Source organism: Acidovorax sp. GBBC 1281, assembly GCF_028473645.1.
Taxonomy (GTDB): domain Bacteria; phylum Pseudomonadota; class Gammaproteobacteria; order Burkholderiales; family Burkholderiaceae_C; genus Paracidovorax.
Genome location: NZ_CP097269.1, coordinates 5,011,307 through 5,027,053 on the forward strand (window position 1 = coordinate 5,011,307; position 15,747 = coordinate 5,027,053).

Consider the following 15,747-nt stretch of genomic DNA (forward strand, 5'->3'; position numbering starts at 1 on the left):
GCCAACGGTCAGGCCAGGCGGCGGGGCAAGAGACCGGCGAGCGAGGCGATGGCCATGCGGCCCACGCCGGGCGCCGTGCGCCATGCGAACCGCGTTGCCTGCCCCAGCAGGCCCAGCGGGCGCACGTGGCCGTCAACCATGTCCCGCCACAGCAGCCCCGTCATCAGACGCGACAGATCGATGCCGAGGTAGAGCGTCGCCAGCGCCAGGCATGCCACACGCCGGGCATAGCCCACACCGAATGCGCGGGCCACATCGGAGGCCACATGGCGATGTCCGACCTCTTCCTCGCAATGCCAGCGCCACATCCGCGCCTCACGGCCATCGCCCTGCAGCCAGGCTGTTCCCTGCAGCACCTGCGCTGAGAGCAGCGCGGTCAGTTGCTCGAACGCCTCGGCCAGTGCCAGGCGTGTCGGCAGCGGCAGACCGGCCAGGTCCTGGACCGCCGCCGCAACCCGCCCCTGCAGTTTGGATACCGGCACGCCGGCCTGCGCCAGGCGCTCGTTGTAACGGCGATGCGCTCGCTGGTGGGTGGCTTCTTCCCGCACGAAGCGCAGGGCCTCGTCACGCAGTGCGGGGGCCGAGACGCCTTGCCCGCCGTCGGCCTGGAGCGCGTCGGAGATGGCATCGATCACGAAGGCTTCGCCGGACGGCAGCAAAAGCGACAGGGCGTCGAAGAACCGCGTGCGGAACAGGTCCCCATTCCAGGGCACCATACGGGCGTGCGTCGCGGTCAAAGCAGCGCCCCAGCCCAGTGCGTGGCACGTCGCAGTACCGCAAACGGCAGGATGCGCCACAGGGACCATGCTGCCGCGAGCGGCACGGTGCCACGCAGCAGGACGCCGTGGTCCAGCGAATCTGCGTGCGGGAAATAGTCCGGCCGCACGCCGACGATCTCGCGAAAGCCCTTGCGGTGGTAATACCGCAACTGGGCATCGGTCGGCAGGCCGCCGCGGCGCGAATGCACATAAGTTTCCGCATCGGGCGCAAGCCCTTCCTGCAAGGCGCGGCGCAGGCCGGGCACCGGCGATCCCAGGTAGATGTCGCGCCAGCCATGCCGAAGCGCATGGGGCCAGAAGAAACGGATCAACTGGCAGGCCGCTTCCGGGTCCACGCTGGTCAGGCTGATCCCGAAGAGGCTGCCGCCAGGCTGCGCACCGCCCGGTTGTCCCGCGCAATCGTGCCAGGAACGGGCGGCCACCAATGCCTCACGGCAGGCCGGTTTCATGAAAAGCGATGCCAGCGCCTCCCCTGTTTTAGGGCAGAACGCACCTACGCACAGATCGGGATGCGCCAGGATGCGACTTTGCAGAGCTGCTTCGTCAGCGGCTTGCTCCGGCGTCCATTGCCGGGCTTCCAGACGCAGCAATTGCGGAATGTCTTCCAGACCCAAAAAACGCGCGCGGGGCCGGATGGCCGCCTGTGAAACGCCCTGGGGCACCATGGCTGGCGAACGCGTTCTGCGCGATGGCAACCAGGAGCCCGCTGGCGCGGTGCGCCGAATCTGCATATCGAAAGACATGGGCCGGATGATCGCCAGCCCGTATGAAAGGCTGATGACACCCCGTGCAATCGGCCACCGCTGGCTTGGCCCGCTCGCTTGTCGGTCGATCGCTTCGCATGCCGCCTGCCTGCGCTGGGCATGGCTACCTACCCTGGAGGCATCCCGATCAACGCGAGAACGCCATGAACAGCCTTATCCTGAAAAGCCCCCCTACAGAACTGCGCCCGGTAGCGGGCGGCCTCTTGGCCTGGCTGAGCGCCAAGGCCTCCGGCGCCCATCGCCTGCGCCGTGCATCGTCCCGTCGCATGGGTGGCTCGTCCTCGGCGCCTGCCGCAAAGCAAGCAGCCGCCCGGCCGGCCGAGCAATCCGTGCGGGACCTGTCCGAGGGGCAGGCTGGCGTGCCGGTGGTGCGTGGCACACAGGGCCTGCTCGATATTTGCGAAGACGGACTTTTTCCCGGGTTGCGCAAGATCGTGCTGCGGGGCGAGTTCAGCGACGCGGATCTGCAGCACCTGCCCGGGTCGCTTGAGGAGCTGGAACTGCTGCATTGCAAAGGCATCAGTTCCGCAGGCCTGGCACAACTTTGCCAGTTGGATCTGCGCTCGCTCACGGCCCGCCATCTGCACATCGATGCGCAAGGCGCCGCGATCCTCGCAGGCCATCCCACGCTGCGCTGCCTGGACCTCAGCCACAACCCGATTGGCGATGAAGGCGCTCGCGCGCTGGCTCGAAACCCCGGCGTGCAAACGTTGCGGCTGAACGACTGCGGTATCGGCAATGCGGGAGCGGCCGGCTTGGCGGCCAACCCCCACCTTCAGGTGTTGGAGCTGCGCAGCAACCCCACGCTGGGAGCCGAGGGCATCCGGGCCCTGGCCCGCAGCCACAGGATGCGTTCGCTCGACCTGAGCGACAACCGGCTGCGCGACCCGGCCATCGCCCCGCTGGGCAGCAACCGCAGCCTGACCCATCTGGTACTGGGCGGCAACCTGATCGGCGAGGACGGTGCGCGCAGCCTGGCGGCACACCCGTTCCTGGAGTCGCTGAACCTGCAACGCAACCGGATCGGCGACAAGGGCGCCGGCGCTCTGGCGCGCATGCCTCGGCTGCACACTCTGGTCGCATCAGGCAACGGTATCGGCACGGCCGGTGCGCAAGCCCTGGCGCAGCACATCGCCCTGACCACCTTGGACCTGCGCCACAACCCGATTGGCGATGCCGGTGCCCAGGCGCTGGCCGACGCCCCGTCCCTGGTCTGCCTGGATGTGGGCAGTTGCCAGGTGGGCAATGCCGGCGCGTGCGCGTTGGGCCGCTCCCGCACGCTGACTCGCTTGGTCCTGCGCAACGACATGGCCGGCACCGTGCAGATCACGGAAGCCGGCGCGTGCGCACTGGCCGCCAGCGCCTGCCTGACCGAACTCGACCTGGAGGGCCACCAGATCGGCTCCGGTGGTGCGAGAGCCCTGGCAGCCAATCCCCGCCTTCAAAAGCTGAACCTGGCCCGCAACCGGATCGGCGAGTCGGGCGCGCACGCGCTGGCCGGCAATCGCACGCTGGCATCGCTGGACCTGTGGAGCAACCCGTTTTCAGAGCGGGGAAACCGAGCGTATGCGCAAACGCATCGCGCGCTGATGACGGCCCTCGGTTGAAGATTTCCGGCAACGCCGGATTGGTCGATCACCCCGGTCCAGCGACCGGGGCAGGCCTGCACAAGCACCTGATGCCAAACACTCAATCGGACTTGGGTTTGACCCAATGGGTCAGTTCCTCCCGGTGTTGGATGGTGCGAAGGGCCTGATCGACCATCCACCGGATCTGCGAGATGTCGTCGCGGTGGCTGCCTGCGCCAAGCTCGCCTTCGGCCAGCAGCGCTTTGGCCTGTTCCAGTTTGGCCTTATTGAACTCTCCGGCCTCTTCCAGTTCGGCCAGTTCATTCAGCGCCGTGCTGAGAAACATCGCGTGATCGCCTGCATGCGCGGGATACGCGCCCTGAAGATCCGCCGCCATGGCAGCCGCCTCCTTCTGCGCAAGGTAGGCCGAGTTGGAAAACCGCACCAGCTTGTTCTCTCGCCACTTGTCCAGCGAGCTACCCAAGTTATAGGACATGTTGTCCAGTACGCTTTTTCCGGCTTGCCAGATCCAATCGTTGGAAGAACTCTGCCCAGACTGCTGCAACTGGTAGCCCGGTGAGCGCTGGGATTCGCCCTTCAATGGCGAGTTGGAACCGTGCCTGCCCAATTGCGCCACGACAGAGCCGATTCCTCTTGATCCAACGCTTGCCATCACGTTGGACGCGATGGCTCGGCCCACGTCCCCCAGGCGGGCATACACCTCATCTCCATTGGGCAGCAATGACCGGCTGGTGCGCCAGGGGCCCGCCCAGAAGTGCTCCGTGAGCGCAAGAGTCTCCTTGGCCACGTCGAGGCCATAGCCCGGCAATCCCGCGATGTCGGACAGCGCGGCTGCAGGCATTTCAGGCCGTGGCAGGCTCTTGGCGAACACGTTGGCCTTGTGCGTTCCTCCCAAGAGATCGTCCAGGTTGGTGTAAGCCACAGATTTGCCCATGCCCAACGTCAACTTGGTCATCCCGCCGCCCAACCCCGAAGCCCAAAGCGCGTGCGCGAACACCAGTGCCGGGTTCGAAAATGCGTGCAACGGCATGACCTGACGGCGCAACACATTGAAGACTGCCGTCATGAGCGGCTGGGCAAAAACGCCCACATGCTTGCCGTCCAAAATCTTTTGCAGCGTCTCCACCGATTTGCGCCGTGCCGCTGCCAAAGCCTTCAGTTCGTTCATCGTCGGCTGGTCGGCAGGCCCACCCAGAGCGCCCTCGACCACCGGCCTCCAGAATTCCTTTTGATTGTTCACTACGCGCAATTGCACGGGACAGGGATCGGGAACCAGCACCAGAGGGTCAATGGCTTTGAACTGGGGGAAATTGGCCAATGCAGCACGCCGATCCATCGCGGACAGCAAGGTGGTATCGGCCAAATGGGCGGTGAGCCCACCGACCACACCACCCGCCAGCAAGGGGTCGTAATCGTTGTTGAGTTCACCGACGTTGACCGTTTGTCCTGCAGCATTGACGCCCGAGCGCGGCGCGAGGGCCGTCGCTACCGAGTTGGTGGCGGGCGAGCGGGCCATCGAGCTCAACACCTGCCGCGCAAAGTCGTACCCCGCGGGCAATGCCGCATCGCCAGCCCGCAGGGAATAGCTGTCGGCTCCAGCGGCCTCACGCGCATCGGCCGTCTGGCGAGCCCATTCGCGGTACTGCGCGGCCATCTCGTGTTGCTTCGGGATGTCGGTACGAAAAGACATGTTATCCAGAGCGGCCGCCAAGCGATCGCCCGCCGATTGAGCGGGCCGGCCTGCCGCCGCAGGATTGCCCGCCGCGGGCGGCATGTTGGCCTCCAGGTCCACCGCGTCGACACAGATCTGCTGCGCCAGCGCATGGGCTCCCGCCCGCGCGCCGATTACCATGGTCTGCGCCATGAGCCGCCCACCCGACTGCAGGGTCTGGCCGATCGCTCCCGCCCAACTGCGAGAGGCTGCGGCACTGGCTTCAGCCGTTCCGGAGGAGTTGGCGCCACGCTCGGGCAACACCGTGCGGCGCACGGGGCCGCCACTGTCCGGTGTTCCAGGGGAAGCTCTCGGGCTCAAGCTTTGGTGCTCTAGCGTCTGCGACCGGGACTGGTCGACCGGGTTGCCGGGGGGCGCCGTGTTGGTGTCTGTACGGTGGGGGGTGGGCCGGATGCTGCGGCTGGTGATGTTCGGATGGTCCATGGGAAAGGTCCTTGGGGTCCAGGAATCGGGGAGACGATAGGTCTAGCGAAAACTCAAGCCGAGGCCGGACCGGGCTGCTCCAGCAATGCCTGCAGCACGCTGGCACCCACGCCGTTGAGCATGTCCATGGCGGTGGCCGCGTCTTGCGGCGCCTCAATCCACGACAGCGAACTGAGCTGCAGCATGCCTTCGGCGGAGGCGCCCAGGTACCAGCCGAACTCTTTCAGGATAGCGGCCTGCAGCGTCAAAAGCTTCAGGACCTCCGGTCCGGCTAGCTCTTGCGCTGCGATGGGCAGCAGCACTTCGGGCAGTACCGCGGCTTGTTCGGGGTGCAGATGGAAGCGGCCGGTCAAACCGGCTGGGCCGCTGATGACCCGCGGGGCCATCAGGAAGAGGCCGTCTTCCGCCCGCAGGCCGATGTGCACGGCCAACTGGGTCAGGAAATCGATCTGGGCGCGCGTCGCGGCCTCGGGCACGCGAGCAACGGTGGATGGGGCGCTCATGGGAGTGTCCTATGACGAATTGAGAGGGGGGTGTGGGAGAGAAATCAGTGCACGGAGGTGGCACCGACGGAAAGACATTGCACTGCCGCTGCTGCTGAAAACGAGGCAGCAGGCCGTGTGGCGGCGGGATGCGCCGCACGCAGGCGCAGCGGCTGGCAGGGCAGGCGAACGCCTGCATGCACCAGCGGCTGTGGCCAAGCAAGGCAGGAAGATCCGCTGGCATGACGCAGCAGACTTCCAGCCTCTTTTTCATCAGCCCGTGAAGGCCTTCGTACCGCGGTTTTCCGCACCTTCCACCTTGGTGGCTGCGGGTGCGAGCACATCGTGGGGCGCGCCAACGATGTCGTTGTTGGCCAGCTTGATGCTGGCCTGCGTCGCGTCGGTACGCACCACGGCTTCCTTGACGTTCCTGATCGTCGAGTTGGTGATCGAGATGTCGGTCGCGAAGTCCTTGCCACCGTTGGTGCGGACCAGCTTGCTGGTGCCATCGAAGAAGGAGTTGTCGATGGAGAAGGCGCCGCCATGGTTGAGCTGGAACGTCTTGTCGGTGGCGTTCGATGCGCCGCCGTTTTTGAACACAACGTCGCCTTCGCCCTTCTTCGTCATGAAGTCCTCGCCCACATCGCGCCCGAACACGCCGTCGAGGGTGGCATTGCCTTGGGTGTGAATGCCATCGCCGCCGGAAATCTGGACGTTCTTAAGGGTAGCACCGGGTTCCAGGATGAATACCGGCTTCTGATTCTCGCTCTGGCCGCCGTCTCCAAGAGCAGGGCCCGCCTTGTAATGCACGTTGCCGCCGTCGAAGGTGGTGCCGGCCTTGACCACAATGGGCTCATTGACGATCTTCTCGCCGCTGGCGGGTGGAATGCTAGTTACCTTGCCGCCAGAGCCAGAACCCGTAGTAGAAGGGGTCTCGGAAGGCTTGGTGCCGGTGGAAGAACCCGTCGTGGAAGGCTTGTCGGTGGAAGGCTTTTCCGTACCGCCGCCATCACCCACTGGAGGCTTCGTGCCGCCGCCATCACCAGAAGGCTTCGTGCCGCCACCACCACCAGCAGAAGGCTTCGTGCCGCCACCACCACCAGCAGAAGGCTGCGTACCGCCACCACCACCAGCAGAAGGCTGCGTACCGCCGCCGCCACCAGCAGAAGGCTGCGTACCGCCGCCGCCACCAGCAGCAGGCTGCGTGCCGCCGCCACTACCGCCTCCACCCGACTCACTATCGGACTCGTCCGGCTTCTTGCCCGTCAGGAGTTCGATCAGTTTTTGCAGCAACTCCATCAGTTGTTGGGTTGCATCCTGTGCGCCACCATTTTGCTTGTCGCCATTGGCCAGTTTGTCCAGTGCGCTGCTGTCGCCCTTGATGAGGGCCTCGACCAATTGCTTGAGCATGTCGCCCGGCGAGCCCTGCCCTTTTGCACCATCAGTTCCATCGACTCCACCGGAATCACCAGTTCCACCGGCATTGCTGGTTCCATCGGTATTGCCGGTGCCGCCAGAGTCCTTGGTGCCGCCGGCCCCACCGCTACCACCAGAGCCTTCCACCTTTCCGCCCTGCAGGGTTTGCAGGATTTGCTCGAGCACCTGCAGCAGCTGCTGGATCGACGACTGGCCGTCGCCGCTTTGCGTGCCGTCTGCGCCCTCAGGGCCGCCGGCACCGTTCGTGCCTCCGGTGCCACCCGTACCGTTTTTCCTGCCCAGGTCTTCCACCGCACCCGAGCCACCTGACAGCAGTGCTTCGATGAATTGCTTGGCCAGATCGCCAATGTCGCTGGCGCCTGTATTGCCGTCGCCACCACTGCCGCCGCCGTTGGTTTGCCCCGTGCCGCCGGCACTGCCCGTGCCGCCTGTGGTCATCTTGTCCAGGATCTGGCGCAGATAGCTTTCGCCCAGTTGCTCCAGCAGGTTGCCACCGCTGCCGCTGTCCTTGCCCATTTCATCGAGCGTGTTGCCGCCACCGCCGCCGAGCTTGTCGGCAATGCTTTTGGCCAGATCGCTGGCAGGATTCTTCTGCGAGTTCTGCTCCATGGACTTGGCGATCTGCTGCAGCAACTCGGCGAACTGCTGGATCAGGCCGGCCACGCCCTGGCCCTTGTTCGCGCCGCCGCCTCCGTTGGCGCCGCCCGCGCCGCCCTTGCCAGACACACCATCCGTGCCGCCCGCTTTGCTGTCGGAACCGTCTTTGTCCATCGCTTTCATGACTTGCTGCAGCACCAGCACAACCAGCTGGAGCAGTTCGTCCTGCAGTTTCTGGGAAGAGTTCTGTTGGTTGTCCGACAGAGAGTCCAGGTTGTTGTTGAACCGGGAGGTGGTCTGGGTTTGGAAATTGACTGACATACTGACTCCTTAAGGCAAAGTGAAAAAAAAGCTGCCCACCCCATGGCGGCTCAGACAGAGAAATGCGGCGGAGGGATCCACCGTGTTGCGCGACGGCGTGGGTTCAGAGAAAGCGACTGACTGCGGTGGCGACCGGATCGACACGTGGTGGGAAACCCCGGCCCCGCGGTGCACATCGCTGGGACACTGCAGGCGCGGCGGCACGAGGGGCCGTCCACAACTCACCGACACAGCGCATCGGCGCGCCGCCAGTGCACAGGACAGGCTGGCAGCCCAGCTGCGAAGGCGGGACTGCGCGGCCTGCCGGTTGCCCTCAGCGTTACCCATGGGGCACCGTCGGCGATTGGGGTGAGGCAGGGGGCGAGGCCGCAGGCGACAGCAAACGCTTGATGCGCTCGGCCACGGGCCGCATCGTGAGTTGCGGCCGCACCTGCTGGAAGAACACGCCCACCAGGAGCACCAGCAGCAGCATGGTCGTCGCCCCCTTGATGGGCTGCGCGAGGCTGTTGGGCTCCAGTTTTTCTGCGGCCTTGCCGAGCAAGCCGATGCCCAGATCGATGAGCATCAGGATCACGATCACCGGTCCGGCGATCTTGAGCACGGTTTCGGCGTAGTTGGTGACTTCGGTCGGCAGGAACCGCTCCATCAGCACCGGCCAACTGGGCATGACGCCCGTGAGCGGCCACCACTCGTACGAGTCGAACAGCAGGCCGATGAAGACCAGCATGCCCCCCAGCATGTAAAAGCCTACGATGGCCAGTTGCGACAGCAGGTTGCCCACCGGCGTGCTCTGCTGGCCACTGAGCGGATTGGTCTGCTGAATGTTGTTGTAGCCGGTCTGGTTGTCGATGAGCATGCCCACGCTCTCGGCCACCCAGAAGACGGTGCCGACCGCGAACCCGATCAGCATTCCGATGACGCCCTCCTTGAGCACCAGCACCGCCATGTCCACGGCGGTCAGCGAGTGCAGCAGCTCGTTCGGCTGGCCCCAGGCCACGAAGGCGCCCAGCACGAGCACGAGCCCGCCGCGCGTGCGTCCATACAGGAGCATGTCGTTCGTTGCCGGCATGACGAGCATGGCGGCATAGATGCGCGCGGAGGACAGTGCCAGCACGGCAAAGAAGCCCTTGAGATCGAGGGTCAGCTGGAAAAGGCCCAGCCCCTGCTGCATGGAGGGGTCCATCGCCACCTCATGCCCTGGCGCCGCGCGCCAGCTGCAATCGCGTGCGCGCAGCGGCACGGGAGCAGGCCAGCATGCGAGCGACGGCCGTTTCCTCGGCCTCCTCGTCCTGCGCGTCTTCCTGGGCCCGCTCCGCCTCCTGCACGGCCCGCTCCAGCCGGGCCTCGGTCGCCTCCAGTTGCTGCGTTGCCCGCCGCAGGGCGAACTCGCGCTCGGCCACCCGCTGCACGGCCGCCTCCACCTGGGTTGCAGCGCGCTGCGTCAGCTTGCCGGCATCGGCGCTGCGCACTTCGGCCTCTTTGACCAGAATTTGCAGCGTGACCACTTCCTGCGCATGAAAGCCTTGCGGGCGCTCGGTGGTCGAGGCGATCCGGCCGCGCACGTCGCGCTCGGCCTGGCGCACCTGCGCCTCCTCGGCCACGGCCGCTTCGTGCGCGGCCTGCTCGCGGTCGCGCTGCCGGGCGCTCTCCTGCAATGCCGCTTCGCTCTGCTCGACGCGCCGCTTCTTCAGGCGCACCAGGATGCGCAACCCCTTGATCGTGCTCATGAATCCCTCTCCAGCGGCCGACCGACATTGATCGACCTTCTGGCGGCAAGACTAGAAGCGCGCGGCCTCGCGCCATGGAGCCCGGACGAAGGCAGTCACGGCAATGCGAATGTGGGCACGCAGCGCAGGACTGCGATCCGTCACGTTCGTCTGCGAGGGCAAGGACTTCGCATCGATCGCGTGCCAGGCGGCGTGCAGAGCTAGATTGCAGGAACCCATCGCGCACCGCGACCAACGAGCCCATGCCATGTCAGAAAAAACGGAAGAACCCACAGACAAGAAGCTCCTGGACGCCCGCAAGAAGGGAGAGGTTCCCAAGAGCCAGGACGTCGTGGCCGCGGCCATCCTGGTGGCCTCGCTGCTGGTGCTGATCGGCTCCGGCCCCATGCTCTACGACCACATCGCGAAGGTGGTGAAGACCGCCATGCACCAAGGCATGCAGGCGCAGGACACGCAGGAGGTTCTGGCGCTGATTTCCTCCATGGTGCTGGACGGCGCAATCGCCGCGTTCTCCCTGGTCATCGTCTCCGTGCTGGTGGCGATCATTGCCATGATGGGCCAGGTGGGGGTGATCATTTCGTTCGAAGCCATCCAGCCGAAATTCGAAAAACTGAACCCCGCCGAAGGCCTCAAGAAACTGATCAACGCACGCTCGATCATCGAGTTCTGCAAGTCGGTGGTGAAGGCGGTGGCACTGGGGGCCGTGATCTGGCAAATCGTGCTCGGCCTCGTGCCGTTGCTGGTGGGCTCGGCCTATCTGTCCGCGCAGGGTGCGGGTCAGGTGGCGTGGATCGCCATCCTGAAGCTGATCGGCTTTTCGTGCCTGGTGTTCGTGATCATCGGGCCGGTGGACTTCGGCTTGCAGCGCTGGCTGTTCATGCGCGACCAGCGCATGAGCAAGGACGACATCAAGCGCGAGCGCAAGGACAGCGACGGAGACCCCCATGTGAAGGGCCAGCAGCGCTCGCTGCGCGACGAACTGGCCAACAGTCCACCGCAGGAGCGCGTGCCAGGCGCCACCGTGGTGGTCACCAACCCGACCCACTACGCCGTGGCCCTGCTCTACGAGGAAGGCGTCACGCCCCTGCCCATCGTGGTGGCCAAGGGGATGGATGCACAGGCCGCAGTGATCCGCGGGCTGGCCGCAACGCATGGTGTTCCGATCATCGCCAACCCGCCCCTGGCCCGCGCGCTGCACCGCCTGCCGCTGAACCAACCCATTTCCGAAGAACTGCTCGAGTCCGTTGCCGTCGTGCTGCGCTGGGTCGCAGAGCTCGACCAGTTCGGCGGCGGCGCTGCCGCAAACAACCCGGCTCCCTGACAAGTCTTCATCACCAGGAACACCCCAATGGCCAAACGCTTCGACTCCACCCTGGTCAACGACGTCACGATGGCGGGCTTTCTCGTCGGCGTGATCGCGCTGATGATCCTGCCACTGCCGACCATCCTCATCGACGCGCTGCTGGCCATCAACCTCACGGTGAGCATCCTGCTGCTCATGACCGTGCTGTTCATACCGGACGCGCTATCGCTTTCGACCTTTCCTTCGCTGCTGCTGTTCACCACGCTGTTCCGGCTGGCGCTGAACATCGCCTCGACCAAGGCGATCTTGCTGCATGCGGACGCGGGCCACCTGATCGAGAGCTTCGGCCAGCTGGTGGTGGGTGGCAACCTGGTCGTGGGGATCGTGGTGTTCCTGGTGATCACCATCGTGCAGTTCATCGTGATCGCCAAAGGCTCCGAGCGCGTGGCGGAAGTCGGTGCGCGCTTCACGCTGGACGCCCTGCCCGGCAAGCAGATGAGCATCGACGCCGACTTGCGTGCCGGCCTGCTGACGGCCGACGAGGCCAAGCGAAAGCGCGCGCACCTGGGGATGGAGAGCATGCTGCACGGCGGCATGGACGGCGCGATGAAGTTCGTGAAGGGCGACGCCATCGCCGGGCTGATCATCACCATGGTGAACATCCTCGCCGGGGTCGTGGTCGGCATCATGTACCACAACATGACGGCCGGCGAAGCCGCCAACCGCTTCGCGGTGCTGTCCATCGGCGATGCCATGGTGTCGCAGATTCCCGCCCTGTTCATCTGTATGGCAGCCGGCGTGCTGACCACCCGGGTGACGGACGAGCACAAGACCAAGCCCACCTCGCTCGGCGAGGACATGACCGAACAGCTGACCCGTAACCCGCGCTCGATGTATCTGGCCGCGGCGCTCACGATCGGCTTCGGCTTCATCCCGGGCTTTCCGCTGTTGCCGTTTGCCTTGCTGGCGGGCGGGCTGGTGGCTGGCGGACACTTCCTGACCAAGAAGCGCGCCCGTTTGGCGGGCAATTCGCTGTCCAAGCCGATCGCGGCACTGATGCGCGAGGGGGCCAAGGGCGATGCGCCGTCGATCCAGCAAAAAGCACCCGAGTTTGCCAAGCCCCTTTCCATCCGCATGTCGGATGCGTTGGGCAAGCTGATCGATGCCGAGCGGCTCAACGGGGCACTCAACAAGGAACGGGAAGGACTGCAGTCCCGGCTGGGCCTGCCGTTTCCCGGCGCTGCGATGTGGGTGGCCACCGAACTGGCGGGCCTGCGCTACGAGGTGCTGATCAACGACGTTCCGGTGGCACAGCCGGAACTGCCGGGCCGCATGCTGCTGCTGCTCGACCCCCAATCGCCACTGGCCGCATCGGCCCAGCAACACGGACCCGCGCTGGGCAGCGAGGTCTCGCTGTGGCTGGCACCGGAGGCCGTGCCCATCGCCCAACGCGAAGGCGTATGCATCGATGTGGAGCAGGTCATCGCGCGCGAAGTCGTCGGCATGCTGCAGCGGCACGCCCACCTGTTCATGGGGGTTCAGGAGGTGCAGTGGGTGATCGAGCGAAGCACGCCGGAATACCCCGGTCTCGTGGCCGAGGTGCAGAAGATCATGCCGCTGCAGCGCATGGCCGAGGTGCTGCGCAGGCTGCTGGAAGAACAGGTGCCGATCCGCAACATCCGCAGCATTTTCGAGAGCTTGATCGTCTGGGGACCCAAGGAAAAAGACCTGCTGCTGCTCACCGAGTACGTGCGCTCCGACCTGGGTCGCTATCTCGCGCACGAGGCGACCAGTGGCCAGCGGCATCTGTCGGCCATCTTGCTCGATCCGGACATCGAACAGGCGATCCGCGGCTGCATCAAGCCCACGCCGGCGGGTAACTACCTGGCCATGTCGCCCGACGACGCGCGCGACCTGACCGAGCGCATCGCCGCGGTTGCCGACACCGCAAGACAACCCGGCGTGGCCTTGGTGACGTCAATGGACATTCGCCGCTATGTCAAGAAAATGATCGAAAGCCGTCTCGACTGGCTGCGCGTGTACTCGTTCCAGGAGTTGGGAACCCAGGTGGAACTGCGGCCTATCGGCCGCGTTTCCTGAGGCCCGCGGCCATGAGTTCCCTTCAGCGCCCCGACCACACCCTGCGCCACGTCGCGCACCCCGCAGTGGCGGCCACCGCCGCGCTGCTGCGGCCGAACTCGCAAGAGCGGTTTCGCCGCGAGCTGTTTCCCCCCGCACTGCCGCAGGAAGACCCCGCCGAAGGCGAGGCGATCGAGTCCACCGATCCCTTCGCCATGGCTGCGGACGGCGCCCCGCCCGATCCCATGGACTCGGGCGAGGGAGAGCCCCGGGAGCAGGCCGATGCGCAAGGCGATTCGCCGCACGAAGAAGAGCGGGACGACAACGCACCGCCCGCTCCTGCGCCGCAGGCAGCGACGCCGGACCCATTGCCACCGCAATATTTCTTCATCCAGGGCGATACCGTGCCGCCGCCACTGGCACGCACACCCGCCCCCGGGGAAGCGGGGCAAGACCTGCCCGACGACCGGCCACCCGTGCACGCCATCGGGGCCACCGGTACCGCCACGGATGCGGAGCCGCCGCAATGGCTGCGGAATACCGCGCAAACCATTACCGATCTGTGCCTGCGGGCAGACCCGGCCTTCCAGTCCTGGGCCGTCACAGTGCCCATGGACCCCAAGGTGCTGCCGGAATGCGAACTGGCCCTGGGGCTTTCGTCCTATGCCATGACGCTTCGCTTCCGAACGGTGTCGCCCGAGTCCCGCCACCTAATCTCAAAGCATCGCGATCAACTGCACGGGTTGCTTGCCCGCCTGGGCACGGCCCATCGAAGCATCGACATTGACCTGGAATGACCTTGAACGCTGTCAAGCCACCGGCTTTCCCCTTAAGCGACCTCGCAAGGTATCTACCGCCCATGGACCACGGCGAAGCCCGTCTGGCGCGGGTGATGTTCGATCGGCGGTTCGTGCGTTGGGTCCGGGCCCTTTCGGGACAACCGGGTGCGTCGATCAGCCGGGCGCCCGGTCGATCCGGCAAACGCATCAGCATGGAATTTCGGTCGGCGCAGGGCACGATGCGGCTGTCGGTCCCCAGGACCGACTGGCCTGCGCTGGAGATGGCGGCGCGCCTGCCGGACCCCGCGCTGGCGCGGGACGTTGCGCAGTCGCTACTGGCCCAGCCGCTCGCCCCGTTCCAGTCCCGCTTTGCAGGCCTGGTGCTGCATGGGATGCAGCTGGACTCCGGCGCTGCGCCTTTCGAGATCACCGCAAGAAATCGCCGCATCGGGCTGCAGGCCATCGACGAAGCGATGGCAGGACAGATCCAGGCGCTGCTGGCTGCCTCGGTCCGAAGCGACGCAAGCCACCTGCTCGGCCTGCGCGTGGCCTGCCGCATCCGGCTCGCGCGCAAAACGTATGGAGCCTCCGAACTGGGCTCGGTCAGGGCGGGCGACGTGCTGCTCACAGGCGTGCCCGCCGGCGCTTCGGCCTCTTTGCATTGCCACTTGTCTTTTGGAATGGGCGTCTCCATGGAAACCACCGCACAACTCGATATCGACTCGCACGAAGCCACGCTCGACGGGGCACCTCAGCCCGGCAGCGAACCCATTCCGGAGCACGACCTGCCAGCGGGTGCGGAAATCGGGGCCATCGGAAAGCTGTCCATCCCCGTGGCCTTCGAGATAGACAGCGCCCGTGTCCGGCTTGACGATCTCGCGGCCTTCGGACCGGGCTCGGTCATCACGCTGGACATGCCCGTGCGCGAGGCACTGGTGCGCCTCGTGTGCCACGACCAGGTGGTCGGTACCGGCCGCCTGATCGTCATCGGCGAGCAGCTCGGGGTGCGCATCGAGCGCATGGGGCTCAGCCAGGCGGCCGAAGCACCACCACAAGACTTGCCATGACGCCGCTGTCATCCGTCCAGGGGCTGGACCCCATCTCGCTGTTCATCGCCCTGATGGCGCTGGCGGTGCTGCCGTTCGCGGCCATGGTGGTGACCTCGTACACCAAGGTAGTGGTGGTGCTGGGCTTGCTGCGCAACGCGCTGGGCATCCAGCAGGTGCCGCCCAACATGGTGCTCAACGGCATCGCCATCATCATTTCAATCTACGTCATGGCGCCGGTCGCCATGGAGGCGGCCGACAAAATCCAGAACGGGCCGCCGTCATCGCAGACGTCGAACACCCAGCAGCTGTTGGCGGCCGCTTCTGCAGCAAAGGAACCGTTCCGGCAGTTCCTCGTCAAGCACGCGCACCCGGCAGAAAAGGCGTTTTTCCTGAAGTCGGCACAGGCGATATGGCCCCAGGAACGCGCCAAGGCACTGCTGGTCGACGACCTGATCGTAGTGGCCCCCGCTTTCTTGCTGACGGAGCTGACGGCCGCCTTTCGCATCGGTTTCCTGCTGTATCTGGCCTTCGTGATCGTGGAGCTCGTCATCGCCAACGTGCTGCTGGCCATGGGCCTGTCTCAGGTGTCGCCCACCAACATCGCCATCCCTTTCAAGCTGCTGCTGTTCGTCGTGCTCGACGGGTGGTCCCAGGTCATGCACGGACTCGTGCTGACCTACCGATGA

Annotated in this window: 13 protein-coding genes; 6 read left to right on the plus strand and 7 right to left on the minus strand. The window is 65.7% G+C overall.

Annotation, left to right across the window (positions count from 1 at the left end):
• Window positions 1-8: 8 nt before the first annotated feature.
• On the minus strand, window positions 9-737 hold the full coding sequence (locus M5C96_RS23475) for a metal-dependent hydrolase (RefSeq protein ID WP_272565636.1): 729 nt from the start codon (window positions 735-737) through the stop codon (window positions 9-11).
• Entirely contained in the window at window positions 734-1,522 is a 789-nt protein-coding gene (locus M5C96_RS23480) for a hypothetical protein (protein ID WP_272565637.1), read from the minus strand. The genes M5C96_RS23475 and M5C96_RS23480 overlap by 4 nt, the downstream gene beginning before the upstream one ends.
• Before the next feature lie 164 nt (window positions 1,523-1,686).
• Here M5C96_RS23480 and M5C96_RS23485 point away from each other — a divergent pair, with 164 nt between their 5' ends.
• On the plus strand, window positions 1,687-3,150 hold the full coding sequence (locus M5C96_RS23485; protein WP_272565638.1) for a ribonuclease inhibitor: 1,464 nt from the start codon (window positions 1,687-1,689) through the stop codon (window positions 3,148-3,150).
• A gap of 82 nt (window positions 3,151-3,232) precedes the next feature.
• Here the strand turns inward: M5C96_RS23485 and M5C96_RS23490 are convergent, their stop codons facing one another.
• The 5 genes from M5C96_RS23490 to M5C96_RS23510 all read right to left on the minus strand — a co-directional run bounded on the left by M5C96_RS23490 (window position 3,233) and on the right by M5C96_RS23510 (window position 9,851).
• Window positions 3,233-5,287 (minus strand): hypothetical protein, encoded by a 2,055-nt coding sequence (locus tag M5C96_RS23490; RefSeq protein WP_272565639.1) that lies wholly within the window; start codon window positions 5,285-5,287, stop codon window positions 3,233-3,235.
• Window positions 5,288-5,340: 53 nt separating this feature from the next.
• The gene (locus tag M5C96_RS23495; protein WP_272565640.1) at window positions 5,341-5,790 is read right to left on the minus strand and encodes a hypothetical protein; all 450 of its coding nucleotides are present in this window, start codon (window positions 5,788-5,790) and stop codon (window positions 5,341-5,343) included.
• Window positions 5,791-6,042: 252 nt separating this feature from the next.
• Window positions 6,043-8,124 carry a pectate lyase gene (locus M5C96_RS23500; RefSeq protein ID WP_272565643.1) on the minus strand — a complete coding sequence of 694 codons (2,082 nt, stop codon included), beginning with the start codon at window positions 8,122-8,124 and terminating at the stop codon, window positions 6,043-6,045.
• Between the two features lie 319 nt (window positions 8,125-8,443).
• A complete protein-coding gene (gene sctT, locus M5C96_RS23505; RefSeq protein ID WP_272565644.1) occupies window positions 8,444-9,307 on the minus strand; it encodes a type III secretion system export apparatus subunit SctT in 864 nt (287 codons plus the stop codon).
• 7 nt (window positions 9,308-9,314) lie between these two features.
• A complete protein-coding gene (locus tag M5C96_RS23510) occupies window positions 9,315-9,851 on the minus strand; it encodes a type III secretion protein (RefSeq protein ID WP_272565645.1) in 537 nt (178 codons plus the stop codon).
• A 247-nt stretch (window positions 9,852-10,098) separates the two neighbouring features.
• Here M5C96_RS23510 and sctU point away from each other — a divergent pair, with 247 nt between their 5' ends.
• The 5 genes from sctU to sctR are packed head-to-tail and all read left to right on the plus strand — an operon-like array spanning window position 10,099 to window position 15,747.
• Entirely contained in the window at window positions 10,099-11,172 is a 1,074-nt protein-coding gene (sctU, locus tag M5C96_RS23515; protein WP_272565646.1) for a type III secretion system export apparatus subunit SctU, read from the plus strand.
• Window positions 11,173-11,199: 27 nt separating this feature from the next.
• Window positions 11,200-13,254, plus strand: coding sequence for a type III secretion system export apparatus subunit SctV (gene sctV, locus M5C96_RS23520; protein WP_272565647.1), 2,055 nt, complete (start codon window positions 11,200-11,202; stop codon window positions 13,252-13,254).
• Window positions 13,255-13,265: 11 nt separating this feature from the next.
• Window positions 13,266-14,030, plus strand: coding sequence for a type III secretion HpaP family protein (locus tag M5C96_RS23525; RefSeq protein ID WP_272565649.1), 765 nt, complete (start codon window positions 13,266-13,268; stop codon window positions 14,028-14,030).
• 2 nt (window positions 14,031-14,032) lie between these two features.
• Window positions 14,033-15,079, plus strand: a complete 1,047-nt coding sequence (sctQ, locus tag M5C96_RS23530; protein ID WP_272565651.1) for a type III secretion system cytoplasmic ring protein SctQ — start codon at window positions 14,033-14,035, stop codon at window positions 15,077-15,079.
• Window positions 15,076-15,747: a type III secretion system export apparatus subunit SctR gene (gene sctR, locus M5C96_RS23535; RefSeq protein ID WP_272565652.1), complete on the plus strand. Its 672-nt coding sequence runs from the start codon at window positions 15,076-15,078 to the stop codon at window positions 15,745-15,747. Before sctQ ends, sctR begins: the two co-directional genes overlap by 4 nt.

Excerpts from the sequence above, each read along its gene's own strand:
- M5C96_RS23480 (WP_272565637.1), bottom strand. The coding sequence starts at position 1,522 with ATGTCTTTCGATATGCAGATTCGGCGCACCGCGCCAGCGGGCTCCTGG.
- M5C96_RS23485 (WP_272565638.1), top strand. The coding sequence starts at position 1,687 with ATGAACAGCCTTATCCTGAAAAGCCCCCCTACAGAACTGCGCCCGGTA.
- M5C96_RS23490 (WP_272565639.1), bottom strand. The coding sequence starts at position 5,287 with ATGGACCATCCGAACATCACCAGCCGCAGCATCCGGCCCACCCCCCAC.
- M5C96_RS23495 (WP_272565640.1), bottom strand. The coding sequence starts at position 5,790 with ATGAGCGCCCCATCCACCGTTGCTCGCGTGCCCGAGGCCGCGACGCGC.
- M5C96_RS23500 (WP_272565643.1), bottom strand. The coding sequence starts at position 8,124 with ATGTCAGTCAATTTCCAAACCCAGACCACCTCCCGGTTCAACAACAAC.
- sctT (WP_272565644.1), bottom strand. The coding sequence starts at position 9,307 with ATGGACCCCTCCATGCAGCAGGGGCTGGGCCTTTTCCAGCTGACCCTC.
- M5C96_RS23510 (WP_272565645.1), bottom strand. The coding sequence starts at position 9,851 with ATGAGCACGATCAAGGGGTTGCGCATCCTGGTGCGCCTGAAGAAGCGG.
- sctU (WP_272565646.1), top strand. The coding sequence starts at position 10,099 with ATGTCAGAAAAAACGGAAGAACCCACAGACAAGAAGCTCCTGGACGCC.
- sctV (WP_272565647.1), top strand. The coding sequence starts at position 11,200 with ATGGCCAAACGCTTCGACTCCACCCTGGTCAACGACGTCACGATGGCG.
- M5C96_RS23525 (WP_272565649.1), top strand. The coding sequence starts at position 13,266 with ATGAGTTCCCTTCAGCGCCCCGACCACACCCTGCGCCACGTCGCGCAC.
- sctR (WP_272565652.1), top strand. The coding sequence starts at position 15,076 with ATGACGCCGCTGTCATCCGTCCAGGGGCTGGACCCCATCTCGCTGTTC.